This is a genomic window from Leifsonia sp. Root1293 (assembly GCF_001425325.1).
GTDB lineage: Bacteria > Actinomycetota > Actinomycetes > Actinomycetales > Microbacteriaceae > Orlajensenia.
Map to the genome: position 1 here is coordinate 561094 of NZ_LMEH01000001.1, position 14713 is coordinate 575806.

The window sequence follows — 14713 nt, forward strand, 5'->3', positions numbered from 1 at the left end:
CTCCTCAGCGGCATCCGGAACCGGCCCGCCCGTTCGCTAGGCTGGAGCCACGATGTTCTGCCCTTTCTGCCGTCACCCAGACTCACGAGTCATCGACTCCCGCACCAGCGATGACGGCCTCAGCATCCGTCGTCGCCGTCAGTGCCCGGAGTGCGGGCGCCGCTTCTCCACGACGGAGACCGCGAGCCTCTCGGTGATCAAGCGCAGCGGCGTCGTCGAGCCCTTCAGCCGCGAGAAGGTGGTCAGCGGCGTGCGCAAGGCGTGTCAGGGGCGCCCCGTGACGGATTCCGATCTCGCGGTGCTGGCGCAGAAGGTCGAGGAGACCATCCGCTCGACGGGCGCGTCGCAACTCGACGCGAACGACATCGGCCTCGCCATCCTCCCCCCGCTGCGCGAACTCGACGAGGTGGCGTACCTCCGATTCGCCAGTGTCTACCAGGCCTTCGAGTCGCTCGACGACTTCGAGACGGCCATCGAGCAGCTCCGCGACGAGCACGGCCGCCTTCCGGCCCGCCCGCAGGAGTAGGCGCCCGTGTACGCGTTCATCTTCCGTACCTTCTTCGCGCGCATGGACCCTGAGCGTGCCCACCATCTGGGCTTCGTGGTCATCCGGATGCTGGGCTGGCCGGTCATCGGGCCTCTCGTCGCCCGCTTCACGCGGTCACCGAGACCGCAGCCGGTGCGCGCGCTCGGTCTGACGTTCCCGACGCCGTTCGGCGTTGCCGCCGGGTTCGACAAGAATGCGCACGCCGTGATCGGCCTCGGCCGCCTCGGTTTCGGCCACATCGAGGTCGGCACCATCACCGCCCACGCGCAGCCGGGCAACGACAGGCCGCGCCTGTTCAGGCTCGTTCCCGATCGTGCCGTCATCAACCGCATGGGCTTCAACAACGCCGGCGCCGATGTCGCCCGAGCTCGACTCCTCGCCCTGCGCCGCAGGCGCAACCGGCCGGTCATCGGCGTGAACATCGGCAAGAGCCGCATCACCCCGGTCGAGGAGGCCACCGAGGACTACCTCGCCTCCACCCGGCTGCTCGCCCCGCTGGCCGACTACCTCGTGGTCAACGTGTCGTCCCCCAACACACCGGGGCTGCGCGGCCTGCAGGAGCTCGAGCTGCTGACGCCGCTGCTCACCGCGGTGAAGGCGGCGGCCGGAGCGACTCCGCTCCTGGTCAAGATCGCCCCGGATCTCGAGGACGACGCCATCGACCGCATCGCAGGTCTCGTCGTGGAGCTCGGTCTCGACGGCATCATCGCCACGAACACGACGATCTCCCGTGAGGGCCTGGCCACACCGGCATCGGTCGTCGAGGCTGCCGGCGCGGGCGGCCTCTCCGGAGCACCGCTCGCTGCCCGGTCGCTGGCTGTGCTCCGCCGCATCCGTGCTGTGGTACCCGACTCGCTGTGCGTCATCTCCGTCGGCGGCATCGACACGGCGGCGGATGTCGCCGACCGCCTCGCGGCAGGCGCCACCCTCGTGCAGGGCTACACCGCCTTCCTCTACCGCGGCCCCCTCTGGGCGCGGCAGATCAACCGCGGACTGGCCGAGCTGCCGCGGTAGCCGCGCACGGCGCTAGCCGCGCACGGCGCCGGCCGGCGGCCGCCCGCGCCTCCGTGGTGTACGAGTCAGCGGATTCGAGCGCTGCACAGGGTCGAATCGGCCGGTTCCAGGCCGCATCCGCCCTCGACTCCGCTGACTCGTACGGGGCCATAGCCACCCGCGTCGCCTCGACGTGCCTCAACACACTCGCGCCCACTTCATGAGAAAGCGGCCGCATCGCTTGACGCGGGAGCGGCTGCGGAGGACCGTGTTGTGCAGCTGCGGTGGCGAAGGAGCATGCAGCGGTGTTCTGACTCGTCTGGAGCGGCTGATCCAACGCCGGTCCTTCGAGTTACGCATGCGGCCGGTCCTGACAGATGTCGACCGGAGGAAACTCTCATGAGAATCAGAAGAACGCTGCTCTCGGGTGCCGCTGCCGCGGTGCTCGTCCTCACGTCGTTGCTCGCCCCGTCCGCGGCGAACGCGACGACTGACGCCGGGGGCGGGGGCGGGGGCGGGCACGGCGGCGGACCCACCGAGTCCGTACTCGTGTCCGGGCTGCAGGGCGCCAGCGGGAGCACCATCGGGCCGGACGGTGCGCTGTACGTCACCGAGGGTGCGATCGGCCAGGTGACCCGGATCGATCCGCGCACGGGCGCGACGTCCCCGCTGGTGACAGGGCTGCCGCCCGCGATCATCGGCATCGGCGGTGCCATCGACGTGGCCTTCATCGGCCGCACGGCCTACGTCCTCGTGACGATGGTGGGCGATGACGTGCCCGGTGCCACCACGAACGACACCGTCGGCATCTACAGGGTCGACGGGCCGAACAGCTTCACCGTGATCGCCGACATCGGTGCGTGGTCGATCGAGAATCCGCCCCCAGCCGACTTCGACATCTTCATCGCCCGGGGAGTGCAGTACGCGATGCAGCCGTCCCGTGGCGGCTTTCTCGTGACCGACGGGCACCACAACCGCGTGCTCACGGTGTCGCTGTCCGGGGCCATCAGTCAGCTCGTGCAGTTCGGCAACATCGTTCCGACCGGCCTGGACACCCGTGGCTCAGTCGTGTACCTGGCCGAGGCCGGGCCGGTTCCGCATGACGCCTCCACCGGAAAGGTCGTCTCGTTCGGCCGATGGAACCCCCGGCCCCGCGACGTCGCATCCGGATACAGCCTCCTCGTCGACGTGGAGTTCGGCCGCTGCGGACTCTACGCGCTCTCCCAGGGTGACGCGCCGGGTGAGGTTCCCGCGGGATCGCCCGCCCTGCCCGACAGTGGTGAACTGCTGAAGGTCGACCGCACAGGAACGTTCTCCGTCGTGGCAGACGGCCTCGACCTGCCGACCTCCGTCGACTTCAGGGGCGACACCGCCTACGTGGTCACGCTCGGCGGCGAGGTGGTGAAGATCACCGGCATCGCCAGTGCCGGGCAGCACCACCGTGGAGCCGGATGCGGACACGGCGGACACTGACCCGGCTCAGAACAGAGCGTGGATCCCGGTCGCCACAGCGTAGATCGTGACGCCGGCCAACGCTCCCACCACGGTGCCGTTGATGCGGATGAACTGCAGGTCCTTGCCGACCTGCAGTTCGATCTTCTCGGTCGTCTCGCGGGCATCCCAGCGCTCGACCGTCTCGCTGATCACGGCGGCGAGGTCGTGCCTGTAGTTGAGCACGACGTAGGTGGCGGCATCCGCGATCCAAGCGTCGACCTTGCCCGCGAGCACGCGATCCTTCGCGAGCCGCTGACCCACCTCCACGAGGGCGGCATCCGCCCCAACCCGCAACTCGCTCTGCGGGTCGGCGAGCGAATCGGCGAGGCTCACCTTCACGGAGCTCCACAGCTCGTCGGCGAACTCGCGCAGCCTGGGGGACTCGAGGAAGTCGGCCTTGATCCCCTCGACGCGCTCGATCATCTCGGGGTCGTGCTGCAGTCTGTCGGTGACGCCGGCGAGATACCGATCGATCGAGAGTCGCAACGGATGCTGCGGATCCTCGCGCACCGACTGCAGCAGCTTCAGCACCTCGCGGTGCGCGCGGTCGTCGACGATGCCGCTGACGAACCCCGGCACCCAGCGGGGGAGACGCTCCGAGACGACGTCTCCCAGAGCATCCGGGTGCGCCACCAGCCACGTCTCGGTGGCGTCGAGCACGGCGTCGACGGCAGCCCGCTGCTGATCGGCCGCCACGAGCTGCGACCCGACCCTGCCGAGGGACGGCGCCCACTCGGGTTCGAACAGGTGGCGACGGGCGAGCCGCTCGATCACGTCGCGCACGTCATCGTCGCTGAGCAGCCTCAGCATGCCCTGCGCCGCCACGGCGCCCTCGGCACCGACGCGGGCGGCGTTCCTCGGATCGGCGAGCCAGGTCCCCACCTTGTCGGCGACGCTGAAGGTGGCGAGCTTGCCGCGGACGACCTCCTCCGACAGGAAGTTCTCCTCCACGAACTCTCCGAGGCTCGCCCCGATCTCGTCCTTGCGGGTCGGGATGATCGCCGTGTGCGGGATCTTCAGGCCGAACGGATGCCGGAACAGGGCGGTCACGGCGAACCAGTCGGCGATGGCGCCCACCATCGCACCCTCGGCGGCGGCGCGCACGTACCCGAGCCACGGGTAGGCGTCCTGCAGGGAGAACGACACGGCGAAGACGACGGCGGCGAGCACGAGGAGTCCGGCCGCGATGCGCTTCATCTGGCGGAGCGCGACCAGCCTGTCGGCATCCGCCTCGCTCAGGATCCGCGGTGATGCCGCTGATGCCGGTGCAGCCGCTGCAGCCGGTGATGTCGGTCCGGCCGGCACCGCCGTGCGCGGATCTGCCTGCTGAGTCATCGAGCCCCCTTCCGCTGTGAGTGTCGCTCCCTCCACCGTATGCCTCGTGGAGCCCGCACCCGCCGGTGATCAGGCCTCAGTTGTCGGCTCCGATGGGCGGAAGGTGCTCGCTGCGGTGGATCTCGTACGTCACGGCGTTCCCGGGGGAGTCCGGGTCGTCGGTGATCGGCTTGTCCGACATGAAGAGTCGGATGGCATGGGCCAGTTCGCCCGGGTGGCTGAAGTTGATCGCGTGGGCGGCGCCCTCGATGACGACGAGGAGCAGATGGTTGTCGGTGCGCACTGCGATGTCGTGCACCCGCTGCGGACCCGGCATGAGGGGGTCGCGGGTGCCGATGACGACGAGAGTGGGGATCTTGAGGGCCAGCAGCCTGTCGAGCGTCGGGTACTGGGTGAGCGCTCGGAACATCCTGACGGTGCTCGGAACTCCGAACCGCAGGTAGTCGGGGGTGGCGACGCCGACCATCCGCGTCGGCTCCCGGCCGCCGTCGCGAGCGAGTTGACCTACCGCGCGCCTGAGGGGTTGATTGTGGATGCCGCCGGCGGGGGAGACCAGAACGGCCCGCTCGAGGCGTTCCGGATAGTGGTGGGCGAACTCCAGGATCACCGGGCATCCCATGGAGTTGCCCACCAGGCTCACCTTCTCGACGCCACGATCGTCGAGAAAGCGCGCGGCCGCGTGCGCCAGGTCGGGCACGTCGAGAGTCCTCGGTGCCTTCCCGCTGCGGCCGAATCCCGGCAGGTCGGGAACGAGGGTGTGGAACTCGTCACTGAGCAGTGCGGCCGTCGGCAGGAGATAACGGCCGGACAACCCGAAGCCGTGCAAGTGCATCATCACCGGGGCACCAGGGGGCGCCTCGGGCGATTCCCTGTAGAAGAGGTCAATGCCGTCTACGGTGGTCCAGCGTTCAGCGAGGCTCGACGCCGGTCGGCGCGGAGTGCGACGCGCGCGACGGCGCTCCTCAGCGGACTCTCCGGACTTCTTCGGTTCCTTCATCGGCAACCCCCTGTCCATCAGGTGATTCTCGGCATCATCCGTGTCGGCGACGCGCTTTCCCCCACGGTAGGCCCAGAAGCGGTCGCCGCGCATCCGCCACTCCTGTCGGCCGGTTCGAGGGGCGACGACCGCGGCATCCTGTCGACCGCGGTCATGATTCAGGCGCCGACGGGCTGATGGGCGTGTACGAGGCGAGTGAACGCCTGTAGCCGCGGTATCCCAACATCAGCCAGACGACGACGGAGAGCACGACCAGCACGGCACCGACGACGATCGCCAACCCGTATAGGCCGGTGAGCGCTGCGATCAGGCCGCCGACGAACATGCCGAGCACGGCCGAGTTCACGACGATGATGAAGACCATCGAACTCCCGGCGACCTGGGTGGAGCCGCGCGGCCGGAGGAACGAATAGGTGCGTTGCATCCCGACCTCGTCGTCATGGGCCGATGCGAAGAAGTACCGCTCCACCCCGGGGTCGATGTCCACGTACGCGGCACGCAGCCGGTTCATCGCGATGACGAACATCATGTCCTCGTCGGCGACGTTGATCACGCGGACCTGGGTCAGGATGCCGATCACGTACAACAGGCCCAGGATGCCCAGCGCCGACGGGGCGAACGGCCCGCTGTACTTCGTGGCCTGGCCGAGGAGGCTGACACTCACCAATGCAGCGGAGACGAGAGTGAGGAAGATCGCGATGCGTGTGAGCACCTCGGCCTGCGACGTGCTCCGCGACGCCAGGAGTCCCCAGTGCTCCGTGGCGAGGATCTGCGCGCGGACGCCGGGCGGAACCGGCGGCGGTTCCGCGGAGGTCGGCGATGCCGCATCCGTCATGGGTCACATTGTGCTCCCGTGATGCGTGTGCCCGCCAGAGGCCGTGCGCGGCCGGCGACTGCTCGGCGCGGTGCAGCCCCTGCAACGACGAAGGCCCGGCCACTCGCGGAGTGTCCGGGCCTCGTTGTGGAGGGGATGACGGGAATCGAACCCGCGTGATCAGTTTGGAAGACTGAGGCTCTACCATTGAGCTACATCCCCGTGGCCTTCGTGAAAAGGCAACTCGACCATCGTAATACAGACTGGCGCGTGCTCCGTGCACGTGGGGTGCGATGCCCGGCTGCGGATCGGACGGAACGCACGGATGCCGTGCAGTAGACTTTCCGAGGTTCCCCGCTATCGCGTGCCTTGGCGCGTGCCTCGCGATGGATCGAGAACGAGTTGAGCGGATGACTCGGGGCGTAGCTCAGCTTGGTAGAGCGCCCGGTTTGGGACCGGGAGGTCGCAGGTTCGAATCCTGTCGCCCCGACCACCGCATCGACACACCCCCTCATCTACAGGAGATCTTCCCCCATGCCGAACACCTCGGTTGAGAAGCTCAGCCCGACTCGCGCGAAGCTCACCATCTCGGTGACGCCCGAGGAGCTGAAGCCCAGCATCACCCACGCGTACAGCCACATCGCCGAGGAGATCAACATCCCCGGCTTCCGCAAGGGCAAGGTTCCGCCCCCCATCATCGACCAGCGCGTCGGCAAGCTCGCCGTTCTCGAGCACGCCGTCAACGAGGGCCTCGACGGCTTCTTCCGCGCCGCCGTCGCCGAGCACGACCTGCGCACCCTCGGCCGTCCGTCCGCCGACATCGTCGAGTGGCCCAGCGACAAGGACTTCTCGGGCGACCTGCTCGTGCACATCGAGGTCGATGTGCGTCCCGAGATCGACCTTCCCGACTACAACGGTATCGAGCTGACGGTCGACGCCGTCGAGGTCGGCGACGAGGAGATCCAGAAGGAGCTCGACACCCTGCGCAGCCGCTTCGGCACCCTGAGCACCGTCGACCGCCCCGCCACGAGCGGCGACTTCGTCACCATCGACCTGATCGCCACGATCGACGGCGCCGAGGTCGACACGGCCAGCGGCATCTCCTACGAGCTCGGCTCCGGCGACCTCATCGAGGGCATCGACGAGGCGCTCGAGTCACTGACCGCCGGCGAGGCGACGACCTTCGAGTCGAAGCTGCTCGGTGGCGACCACGAGGGCGAGACCGCTGAGATCGCCGTCACCGTCGTGGCCGTCAAGGAGCGCGAGCTCCCCGAGGCCGACGACGACTTCGCTCAGATCGCCAGCGAGTTCGACACCCTCGACGAGCTGAAGGCCAGCCTCGCCGAGCAGGCCGGCCGCTCCAAGACGTTCGAGCAGGGCGGCCAGGCCCGCGACCTCCTCATCGAGAAGCTCACCGAGCTGGTCGAGGTTCCGGTTCCCGCCGGTCTCATCGAGGACGAGGTGCACCGCCACCTCGAGAACGAGAACCGTCTCGAGGACGACGAGCACCGCGCCGAGGTCGCCATCTCCAGCGAGAAGACCTTCCGCACGCAGATCCTGCTCGACGCCATCGCCGAGGCCGAAGAGGTCAAGGTCAGCCAGGACGAGCTCTCGCAGTACCTCATCCAGGGCGCGGCCCAGTACGGCATGGACCCCAACGAGTTCGTCCAGGCACTGAGCAGCAACGGTCAGATTCCCGCCATGGTCGGAGAGGTCGCCCGCAACAAGGCCCTCGCCCTCGTGCTCGGCAAGGCCGTCGTCACGGACACCAACGGTGCAGCCGTCGACCTGTCCGACTTCGTCGTCACCGAGGAGGACGAGGACGAGGCCGAGGCCGATGTCGTCGCCGAGGCTGAAGAGGTCGTCGAGGACGCCGAGGCGGCCGACGCCATCATCGAGGCCGAGGAGAAGCCGAAGAAGAAGGCCCCCGCCAAGAAGAAGGCGGCTGCCAAGGCCGACGCCGAGTAGTCAGCAGTTCCATTTCGAGAGGGTCGATCGCTTCTTGCGATCGGCCCTTTCGCGTATCCGAGGGAGAACGGATGCAGCACGCCATGCACTCCGACGACTGGGACGCCCGCATCGACGCTGTCTGGGCAGCTGCCGACGAGCTCGGTGACGACGCCGTCATCCAGCGCATCGACGCGCTCGCGGCCGAACGCGGGGGTGACGACGCCCGCTCCGCGTTCGAGATGGCCGGCGCCCGCGACTCGGCCGGGCTCGAAGCCGATGCAGCCCTGCTGTACCGCCGGGCCATCGCCCTCGGCCTCGACGAGGTGCATCGTCCGCAGGCCGTCATCCAGCTCGCCAGCACCCTCCGGAATCTCGGAGAGGTGGAGGAGAGCATCCGGATGCTGGAGACCGAGCGCACCGAGCACCCGGAGTCCCCGCTCGACGATGCGGCCGCGGCGTTCCTCGCGCTCGCCCTCGCGACTGCCGGGAACGCGGAGAGGGCGGCATCCGTGGCTCTCAGCGCGCTCGCACCTCACCTTCAGCTCTATACGCGCTCGGTGCGCGCCTACGCGGCCGAGTTGGCACTCTGACCCCGACTCTGCTCACGGCGAACATGGCCCGGTTCCGATGATCGGCTCGGTTAGATTCGTCTTACGCGATAACTGAAGGAGCGACACAATGGCCGAACCGACACTGGGACCCAGTGTTTTTGACCGCCTGCTGAAGGACCGCATCATCTGGCTCGGTTCCGAGGTGCGCGACGAGAACGCCAACGAGATCGCGGCGAAGCTTCTGCTCCTCGCCGCCGAGGACTCGAAGCGGGACATCTACCTCTACATCAACTCTCCCGGCGGCTCGATCACGGCAGGCATGGCGATCTACGACACCATGCAGTTCGTTCCCAACGACATCGTCACCGTCGGTATCGGAATGGCGGCCTCGATGGGCCAGCTGCTCCTGACCGCAGGCACGAAGGGCAAGCGCTACATCACCCCGAACGCCCGCGTGCTCCTCCACCAGCCGCACGGTGGCTTCGGTGGAACTGCGAGCGACATCCAGACCCAGGCCCAGCTCATCCTCGACATGAAGCGCCGCCTCGCCGAGATCACGGCGGCTCAGACGGGTAAGACCGTCGAGCAGGTCAACGAAGACGGTGACCGCGACCGCTGGTTCAACGCGCAGCAGGCACTCGAGTACGGCTTCGTGGACCACATCCGCGAATCGGCGCTCGACGTGTTCGGCGGCGGCGGCACGGACGCCAAGTAGAGCACCGAAGAGAGACAAGGACTTAGACATGACCATCCCCAGCTTCGGTGGATCCGCAACGAGCTCGATGGGCGGCAGCGCACTGCACCAGCCGTCCTCGCGCTACATCCTTCCCACGTTCGAGGAGCGCACGGCCTACGGCTACAAGCGCCAGGACCCCTACGCCAAGCTCTTCGAGGACCGCGTGATCTTCCTCGGCGTGCAGGTCGACGACGCGTCGGCCGACGACATCATGGCGCAGCTGCTCGTGCTCGAGAGCATGGACCCCGACCGCGACATCATGATGTACATCAACTCGCCCGGTGGCTCGTTCACTGCCATGACGGCGATCTACGACACGATGCAGTACATCCGTCCGCAGATCCAGACCGTCGTGCTCGGCCAGGCGGCGTCGGCTGCAGCTGTGCTCGCCGCTGCAGGCACGCCCGGCAAGCGCCTCGCGCTTCCGAACGCCCGCATCCTCATCCACCAGCCGGCCGTCGGCCAGGCGGGTCAGGGGCAGGCGTCCGACATCGAGATCCAGGCGCAGGAGATCCTCCGCATGCGTGTCTGGCTCGAGGAGACGCTGGCCAAGCACTCGAACCGCAGCGTTGAGCAGGTCAACAAGGACATCGACCGCGACAAGATCCTGTCGGCGGAAGACGCCCGCGAGTACGGCCTGATCGACCAGGTGCTGAGCTCCCGCAAGGGCCTCGCCGCGATCGGCAAGTAGGACTGCTCCACCGTGAACGCGGCGGACGACTGGCTGCATGACAGCCGAGCCGTCCGCCGCGTTTCCGTGTACCCGGATGCCGACATCACGTGGGACTCGTGGCCGGCCTCCATCCCCGCCGTCGGCCAGTTCCTGCGAGAGGGAGGGCGTGAGTTCGCGTCCGGCCTCACCCTCCTCGTCGGTGAGAACGGCAGCGGCAAGTCGACTCTGATCGAGGGCATCGCGATGGCCTGCGGCCTGCCGCCTGAGGGCGGGAGCACCCAGGGACAGCATTCCACCCGGCAGAGCGAGTCGCCGCTCTCGGAATGGCTGCGCATCGAACGCAGCCCGAGCGCCCCACGATGGGGATTCTTCCTACGGGCCGAAACCATGCACGGCTACTACAGCTACCTCGAATCGCTGCCCAGCAGCACCGGGAGCGACCTGCACGAGATGAGCCACGGAGAATCGTTCAATCGCATTCTCGACGACAAGCTGAACCATCCCGATTACACCGCCGGCCTCGTCTGCCTCGACGAGCCAGAAGCCGCCCTCTCGTTCGGCTCGAGCCTGCGCTGGATATCCGGACTGGCCGAGGCGTTGCAGCGCGGCACCCAGGTGATCTGCGCCACGCACTCGCCGATCCTGGCCTCGTTCCCCGGAGCCACGGTCCTCGAGCTCGGGGAGTGGGGCATCCGGGAATCAGAGTGGGAGGACCTCGAACTGGTCGGTCACTGGCGCAGCTACCTCGACGATCCGCGACGGTACCTCCGGCACCTTCTCGAGTAGGCGGCGACCGGTGCGTCGGTCGGAGCCGCTTCGCGCAGGGCGAACGACGCGCGCCCCCGCAATGGCGGCACGCTTCCCGCAATTGTCCGTGGCACAGGTTAGGCTCGGTTCCAGTTGCACTGAAGGGGGCACTGATGGCTCGCATAGGCGAAAGCGCCGACCTGCTCAAGTGTTCTTTCTGCGGAAAGAGCCAGAAGCAGGTGCAGCAACTCATCGCGGGTCCGGGTGTCTACATCTGCGACGAATGCGTCGAGCTCTGCAACGAGATCATCGAGGAGCGTCTGGCCGAGGCCGGTGAAGAGGTCTCCGACGAGTTCGACCTTCCCAAGCCCCGCGAGATCTTCTCCTTCCTCGAGGAGTACGTCATCGGCCAGGAGGCGGCCAAGCGCGCCCTCGCCGTCGCCGTCTACAACCACTACAAGCGCGTTCGGGCCCGAACCACCATCGGCCCGGCCGATGCCATCGACGACATCGAGATCGCCAAGTCGAACATCCTCCTGATCGGCCCGACCGGCTGCGGCAAGACCTACCTGGCGCAGACGCTCGCGAAGCGGCTCAACGTGCCGTTCGCCGTGGCGGATGCGACAGCGCTCACCGAGGCCGGCTACGTCGGCGAAGACGTCGAGAACATCCTCCTCAAGCTGATCCAGGCCGCCGACTACGACGTCAAGCGCGCCGAGACCGGCATCATCTACATCGACGAGGTCGACAAGATCGCCCGCAAGGCCGAGAACCCGTCGATCACCCGCGATGTCTCCGGAGAGGGCGTGCAGCAGGCGCTGCTCAAGATCCTCGAGGGAACCGTCGCATCGGTCCCGCCGCAGGGCGGCCGCAAGCATCCGCACCAGGAGTTCATCCAGATCGACACGACGAACGTGCTGTTCATCGTGGCCGGTGCCTTCGCGGGTCTCGAGGAGATCATCTCCTCGCGTGCGGGAAAGAAGGGCATCGGCTTCGGCGCCCCCCTGCACATCAAGGGCAACGAGCAGAACCTGTTCAGCGAGGTGCTGCCCGAGGACCTGCACAAGTTCGGGCTCATCCCCGAGTTCATCGGGCGCCTCCCGGTCGTCACGACCGTCACGCCGCTCGACCAGGCAGCGCTCATGCAGATCCTCACCGAACCGCGCAACGCGCTCGTCAAGCAGTACCAGCGCATGTTCGAGATCGACGGAGTCGACCTCGAGTTCGAGACCGATGCCCTCGAGGCGATCGCCGACCTGGCCGTGCTGCGCCAGACCGGTGCGCGCGGTCTGCGCGCCATCATGGAGGAGGTGCTCGGACCCATCATGTTCGAGGTGCCATCCAGCGAAGACGTCGCCGGAGTCGTCGTCACGCGTGCCTCGGTGCTCGAGAACGCCGCTCCGACGATCGTGCCCGTCAAGGCGCGCCGCGAAGAGAAGTCCGCCTGACCGGCGTCGTGAACCCGGAACGCCTCGTGCTCGCGAGGAGAGACGGGGGAGGCCTGTTCCCGACGATCCTCGCCGGTGTCATCGCCGCCATCACCGGGTTCGCCAGTTCCTTCGCTCTGGTCATCGCCGGCCTCGGCGCGGTCGGAGCCACCGACGGGCAGGCATCATCGGGGCTGTTCGCCCTCTGCCTGGCCACGGGCATCACCTGCATCGTTCTGCCGCTGGCGATGCGCATCCCGATCTCCTTCGCCTGGTCGACACCCGGTGCCGCCCTGCTCATCGCCGCAGGCGCCGTCACAGGGGAGTTCGCGGCTGCGGTCGGCGCGTTCCTGGTGTGCGGAGTGCTCATCGTGCTGGCCGGACTCTGGCCCGCGCTGGGCAGGGCGATCACCAGCATCCCCAAGCCCATTGCCAGTGCGATGCTCGCGGGCATCCTGTTCCCCATCTGCCTCGCCCCGGTCACGGCATCCGTCACCGAGCCCGCCATCGCGATTCCCATGGTGCTCGTATGGCTGGTGCTGGCCAGGCTCGCGCCGCGCTGGGCAGTGCCGGCGGCCATGCTCGTGGCGGTGATCGGCATCGGCATCGCTGCAGGCCCCGACGTCTTCGCCAGCGCATCGGCTGCACCGCACCTGGAGTTCGTGCTGCCTGTCTTCGACCCACTCGTCATCGTCAGCCTGGGCCTGCCGCTGTTCATCGTGACCATGGCCGGGCAGAACGTTCCCGGGTTCGCCGTCATGTCGACGTTCGGGTACTCCCCGGCGCCGCGTCCGGTTCTGGTGAGCAGCGGACTCGGCACCGTCGGGGCTGCGGTGTTCGGCGGCCACGCCATCAACCTGGCAGCGATCACTGCGGCGCTGATGGCATCACCGGAGTCGAATCCGGACAGGTCGAAACGCTGGATCGCCACGTTCACCTCTGGCGTCGTCTATCTCGCGCTCGGGCTGTGCGCTGGTCTCGCGACAGCTGTCGTCGCGGCAGCGCCGCCGATCATCATCACCGCCGTAGCCGGCCTCGCACTGCTCGGCGCCCTCGTCACGGCCATCACCGGCGCACTGGACTCGCCCCAGCACCGCATCACCGGCGCCGCCACCTTCCTCGTCACAGCCTCGGGCATCTCGATCGTCGGGATCGGTTCGGCATTCTGGGGACTGGTCGTCGGAGGTGTGCTCATGGCCTGGCTGTCGCCATGGAAGCGGCATTCAGCTTCCGCCGTGTCGGTGCACGCCCGCCCCGAGGAGGAGATCGATGATGAGCCCGACCGCCCCTGAGTCGGGCGCCGACAGCTCGGCCGTCGTCAGCCGCTGGCGTCGCATCGCAGTGATCATCATCGTGGTGTCGTTCTCCATCACCGCCCTCGTCGGCATCGTCTCGCTGCTCGTCGGCAATCTCGGAGACCTGCAGTGGCGCATCCTCGGCACCACCTCGATCGTCGGCACCTTCAGCGTGCTCGCGCTCTGCCATCTGGCCGTCGTGGCTGGCGCCTACCGCTGGATCGCCGCCGCCGGCCTCGCTGTGAGCGGCGTCGCCCTGCTCATCGGCCTCGGCATGATCTGGGCTCCCGACGACTGGATGTTCCGGTCCACCCTGGGGTGGCAGAGTCTCGGCATCACGGCGGTGCTCGCCGTGAGCACCGCCCACGCCAACCTGCTCCTCATCCTGGGACGGCGTCGGCGGCCGGTGGTGCGCATCGGCCTCTGGGTCACGATCGGCCTCATCGCCCTGCTCGCGACCCTGCTCGTGCTGGAGATCGCCACCGAGTGGGGTATCAGCAGCGACGGCTTCACCAGGCTCATCGGCACCGTTGCGATCCTCGACGTCCTCGGCACAGTCGTGGTCCCGGTCCTCGCGATCTTCCTTCATGACGACGCGGTCTCGGCTGTGGCTCCGGATGCTCCGTCCGAGAGCGCAGTCGTCCAGGTCTCACCGGCCACGGCCGATCGCCTCGATGCCCTGCGTGCCGGTCGTGGCATCAGCCGCGAGCGTCTCGTCGAGGAACTCGTCGCCGCTGCTGACGAAGCGCGTCGCAGCATCACCTAGTCGAAGACCCGCACCAGGTTCCAGCGTGTGCGCCCGTCGTACTCGACATCGAACACGTGGGTCTCGCCGTCGTCGGTACTGGCCTGGAACCGCCACCCGCGGATCTGGAGCGGCGCCCGACCGTAGCCGAGCTCGTGGTGGGAGAGGGGCTGCCACCAATCGCACGGACCCACGAGCGCTGTCGGCACGTCGTTCACCCGGAACCGACGTGATCGCCAGACGATGCGCTGCGGCTCGCCGCTGTCGGTCGTCCACACGGCCACGGCCTCATCGATCTGGGTCATGCTGCCTCCACCGAACATTCGAAGATGTGTTCGACTATAGCATCGGCCCATGACAACGGCCCCGTCGCAGCGGAAGCGACGGGGCCGTGTGACGGCGTGTGTGA

The 14713-nt window shown here is 67.9% G+C and carries 15 protein-coding genes and 2 tRNA genes; 12 read left to right on the plus strand and 5 right to left on the minus strand.

The features are described 5' to 3' along the window. The first annotated feature begins 52 nt into the window (after window positions 1-52). The 3 genes from nrdR to ASC59_RS02525 all read left to right on the plus strand — a co-directional run bounded on the left by nrdR (window position 53) and on the right by ASC59_RS02525 (window position 3013). A complete protein-coding gene (nrdR, locus tag ASC59_RS02515; RefSeq protein ID WP_055818058.1) occupies window positions 53-526 on the plus strand; it encodes a transcriptional regulator NrdR in 474 nt (157 codons plus the stop codon). A gap of 6 nt (window positions 527-532) precedes the next feature. Continuing rightward, complete coding sequence (locus ASC59_RS02520; protein ID WP_055818060.1) at window positions 533-1561, plus strand: quinone-dependent dihydroorotate dehydrogenase; 1029 nt, start codon at window positions 533-535, stop codon at window positions 1559-1561. 378 nt (window positions 1562-1939) lie between these two features. After that, the gene (locus ASC59_RS02525) at window positions 1940-3013 is read left to right on the plus strand and encodes a ScyD/ScyE family protein (RefSeq protein WP_055818062.1); all 1074 of its coding nucleotides are present in this window, start codon (window positions 1940-1942) and stop codon (window positions 3011-3013) included. Between the two features lie 6 nt (window positions 3014-3019). Here ASC59_RS02525 and ASC59_RS02530 read toward each other — a convergent pair whose 3' ends face one another. The 4 genes from ASC59_RS02530 to ASC59_RS02545 form a co-directional block, all read right to left on the minus strand. After that, window positions 3020-4369, minus strand: a complete 1350-nt coding sequence (locus ASC59_RS02530; protein ID WP_055818063.1) for a DUF445 domain-containing protein — start codon at window positions 4367-4369, stop codon at window positions 3020-3022. Between the two features lie 76 nt (window positions 4370-4445). Next, window positions 4446-5366 carry an alpha/beta fold hydrolase gene (locus ASC59_RS02535; RefSeq protein ID WP_055822705.1) on the minus strand — a complete coding sequence of 307 codons (921 nt, stop codon included), beginning with the start codon at window positions 5364-5366 and terminating at the stop codon, window positions 4446-4448. Between the two features lie 151 nt (window positions 5367-5517). After that, on the minus strand, window positions 5518-6201 hold the full coding sequence (locus tag ASC59_RS02540) for a hypothetical protein (RefSeq protein WP_055818065.1): 684 nt from the start codon (window positions 6199-6201) through the stop codon (window positions 5518-5520). Between the two features lie 127 nt (window positions 6202-6328). After that, window positions 6329-6402, minus strand: a tRNA-Gly gene (locus ASC59_RS02545). 194 nt (window positions 6403-6596) lie between these two features. On the opposite strand from ASC59_RS02545, the gene ASC59_RS02550 reads away from it, so the two are divergent. From ASC59_RS02550 to ASC59_RS02590, 9 genes are all read left to right on the plus strand, one after another. Next, window positions 6597-6673: transfer RNA gene (locus ASC59_RS02550), tRNA-Pro, on the plus strand. Between the two features lie 41 nt (window positions 6674-6714). Further along, on the plus strand, window positions 6715-8148 hold the full coding sequence (gene tig / locus ASC59_RS02555; protein ID WP_055818067.1) for a trigger factor: 1434 nt from the start codon (window positions 6715-6717) through the stop codon (window positions 8146-8148). A gap of 71 nt (window positions 8149-8219) precedes the next feature. Continuing rightward, complete coding sequence (locus tag ASC59_RS02560) at window positions 8220-8720, plus strand: tetratricopeptide repeat protein (protein ID WP_235492553.1); 501 nt, start codon at window positions 8220-8222, stop codon at window positions 8718-8720. 88 nt (window positions 8721-8808) lie between these two features. Beyond that, the gene (locus ASC59_RS02565; RefSeq protein ID WP_055818069.1) at window positions 8809-9396 is read left to right on the plus strand and encodes an ATP-dependent Clp protease proteolytic subunit; all 588 of its coding nucleotides are present in this window, start codon (window positions 8809-8811) and stop codon (window positions 9394-9396) included. Between the two features lie 28 nt (window positions 9397-9424). Further along, a complete protein-coding gene (locus ASC59_RS02570) occupies window positions 9425-10108 on the plus strand; it encodes an ATP-dependent Clp protease proteolytic subunit (protein ID WP_055818071.1) in 684 nt (227 codons plus the stop codon). Between the two features lie 12 nt (window positions 10109-10120). After that, window positions 10121-10876 carry an AAA family ATPase gene (locus tag ASC59_RS02575; protein ID WP_055818073.1) on the plus strand — a complete coding sequence of 252 codons (756 nt, stop codon included), beginning with the start codon at window positions 10121-10123 and terminating at the stop codon, window positions 10874-10876. Between the two features lie 134 nt (window positions 10877-11010). Continuing rightward, on the plus strand, window positions 11011-12285 hold the full coding sequence (gene clpX / locus ASC59_RS02580) for an ATP-dependent Clp protease ATP-binding subunit ClpX (protein WP_055818075.1): 1275 nt from the start codon (window positions 11011-11013) through the stop codon (window positions 12283-12285). 26 nt (window positions 12286-12311) lie between these two features. After that, window positions 12312-13556, plus strand: a complete 1245-nt coding sequence (locus ASC59_RS02585) for a benzoate/H(+) symporter BenE family transporter (protein WP_235492554.1) — start codon at window positions 12312-12314, stop codon at window positions 13554-13556. Beyond that, entirely contained in the window at window positions 13534-14325 is a 792-nt protein-coding gene (locus tag ASC59_RS02590; protein ID WP_157487903.1) for a hypothetical protein, read from the plus strand. The genes ASC59_RS02585 and ASC59_RS02590 overlap by 23 nt, the downstream gene beginning before the upstream one ends. Here the strand turns inward: ASC59_RS02590 and ASC59_RS02595 are convergent. Continuing rightward, a complete protein-coding gene (locus tag ASC59_RS02595) occupies window positions 14322-14609 on the minus strand; it encodes a hypothetical protein (protein WP_055822717.1) in 288 nt (95 codons plus the stop codon). The two genes, ASC59_RS02590 and ASC59_RS02595, sit on opposite strands and share 4 nt — an antisense overlap. Between the last annotated feature and the right edge of the window lie 104 nt (window positions 14610-14713).

Bases quoted from the DNA above. Each gene is read 5' to 3' on its own strand.
- nrdR (WP_055818058.1), top strand. From the start codon at position 53: ATGTTCTGCCCTTTCTGCCGTCACCCAGACTCACGAGTCATCGACTCC.
- ASC59_RS02525 (WP_055818062.1), top strand. From the start codon at position 1,940: ATGAGAATCAGAAGAACGCTGCTCTCGGGTGCCGCTGCCGCGGTGCTC.
- ASC59_RS02530 (WP_055818063.1), bottom strand. From the start codon at position 4,369: ATGACTCAGCAGGCAGATCCGCGCACGGCGGTGCCGGCCGGACCGACA.
- ASC59_RS02535 (WP_055822705.1), bottom strand. From the start codon at position 5,366: ATGAAGGAACCGAAGAAGTCCGGAGAGTCCGCTGAGGAGCGCCGTCGC.
- ASC59_RS02540 (WP_055818065.1), bottom strand. From the start codon at position 6,201: ATGACGGATGCGGCATCGCCGACCTCCGCGGAACCGCCGCCGGTTCCG.
- tig (WP_055818067.1), top strand. From the start codon at position 6,715: ATGCCGAACACCTCGGTTGAGAAGCTCAGCCCGACTCGCGCGAAGCTC.
- ASC59_RS02560 (WP_235492553.1), top strand. From the start codon at position 8,220: ATGCAGCACGCCATGCACTCCGACGACTGGGACGCCCGCATCGACGCT.
- ASC59_RS02565 (WP_055818069.1), top strand. From the start codon at position 8,809: ATGGCCGAACCGACACTGGGACCCAGTGTTTTTGACCGCCTGCTGAAG.
- ASC59_RS02570 (WP_055818071.1), top strand. From the start codon at position 9,425: ATGACCATCCCCAGCTTCGGTGGATCCGCAACGAGCTCGATGGGCGGC.
- clpX (WP_055818075.1), top strand. From the start codon at position 11,011: ATGGCTCGCATAGGCGAAAGCGCCGACCTGCTCAAGTGTTCTTTCTGC.
- ASC59_RS02590 (WP_157487903.1), top strand. From the start codon at position 13,534: ATGATGAGCCCGACCGCCCCTGAGTCGGGCGCCGACAGCTCGGCCGTC.
- ASC59_RS02595 (WP_055822717.1), bottom strand. From the start codon at position 14,609: ATGACCCAGATCGATGAGGCCGTGGCCGTGTGGACGACCGACAGCGGC.